The sequence below is a fragment of the Rhodococcus sp. T7 genome (assembly GCF_009872365.1).
Lineage (GTDB): Bacteria > Actinomycetota > Actinomycetes > Mycobacteriales > Mycobacteriaceae > Rhodococcus_F.
In genome coordinates this window covers 1-1,393 of the sequence record NZ_WXYH01000178.1, presented here as the reverse complement: position 1 = coordinate 1,393, position 1,393 = coordinate 1, and the positions used below count along the sequence as shown (strand labels likewise).

The 1,393-nt window shown below is 67.7% G+C and carries 1 protein-coding gene; it reads right to left on the bottom strand.

The window, feature by feature from the left end; genetic code table 11:
* Window positions 1-1,393, bottom strand: a 1,393-nt coding sequence (locus MLGJGCBP_RS18340; RefSeq protein ID WP_442972108.1) for an FdhF/YdeP family oxidoreductase, incomplete at both ends; no start/stop codon positions are given.

The window sequence follows — 1,393 nt, the reverse complement described above, 5'->3', positions numbered from 1 at the left end:
TGTCGGTGCGGCCCAGCGACGGCAGGATCAGTGCGGCCTGCCCGGTCACCAGGTGCGAGCGGTTCAGTTTCGTCGACACCTGCACCGTCAACGCACACCGGCGCAGCGCGGCCTCGGTGGTCTCGGTGTCCGGGGTCGCGGAGACGAAGTTGCCGCCCATCCCGATAAACACCGACGCCCTGCCGTCGCGCATCGCCCGGATCGAATCGACCGCATCGAACCCGTGCTTACGCGGGGAGGTGATGCCGAATTCGGTATCCAGGGCGGTCAGGAAGGATTCGGGCATCTTCTCCCAGATGCCCATCGTCCGGTCACCTTGGACGTTCGAGTGGCCGCGCACCGGGCACACCCCGGCGCCCGGTTTGCCGATCATCCCCTGCAGCAGCAGCAGGTTCACCGCGTCCTGGATGGTCGCGACCCCGTGGGTCTGCTGGGTCAATCCCATCGCCCAGCAGATGATGGTCTTCTTCGATCCGATCAACGCGTCCGCGGTGGCCCGGATCTGCTCGAGCGTCAGCCCGGTGGCCTGCACTACCGTGCCGAGATCGACCTGCTGCAGGTGCGCCGCGCACTCCTCGAACCCGGCGGTGTGCCGGTCGATGAACTCCCGATCCAGCACGGTGCCCGGTGCCGCGTCCTCCGCCTCGAGCAGCAACCGGCCCAACCCCTGGAACAACGCCTGGTCGCCGCCGATCCGGATCTGCAGGAACTCGTCCGCGATCTGGACCCCGTCGCCGACGACGCCGTGCACCTTCTGCGGGTCCTTGAACCGCAGCAGTCCGGCCTCCGGGAGCGGGTTGATCGCGATGACCTTCGCGCCGTTGCCCTTCGCCTTCTCCAGCGTCGAGAGCATCCGCGGATGATTGGTCCCCGGATTCTGCCCGGCGATCAGGATCAGGTCGGCGTTCTCGATATCGGGGACCGACACCGACCCCTTCCCGATCCCGATCGTCTCGACCAACGCCGATCCGGAGGATTCGTGGCACATGTTCGAACAGTCCGGCAGGTTGTTCGTCCCGAACGCCCGGATCATCAGCTGATACAGGAACGCCGCCTCGTTCGACGTGCGCCCGGAGGTGTAGAACACCGCCTCGTCCGGCGACGCCAGAGCGCGCAGTTCCCCGGCGATCAGCGCGAACGCCGCGTCCCACCCGATCGGCTCGTAATGCGTGGCCCCCGGCAGCAGGACCATCGGATGCGTCAACCGGCCCTGCTGGCCCAGCCAGAACTCGGTGCGACCCAGCAGATCCGCCACCGAATGCTCGGCGAAGAACTCCGGTGTCACGGTGCGGGTGGTGGCCTCCTCGGCGACCGCCTTCGCGCCGTTCTCACAGAACTCCGCGTGCTTGCGGTGCCCGGGGGTTTCCGGCCACGCGCAGCCCGGGCAGTCGAA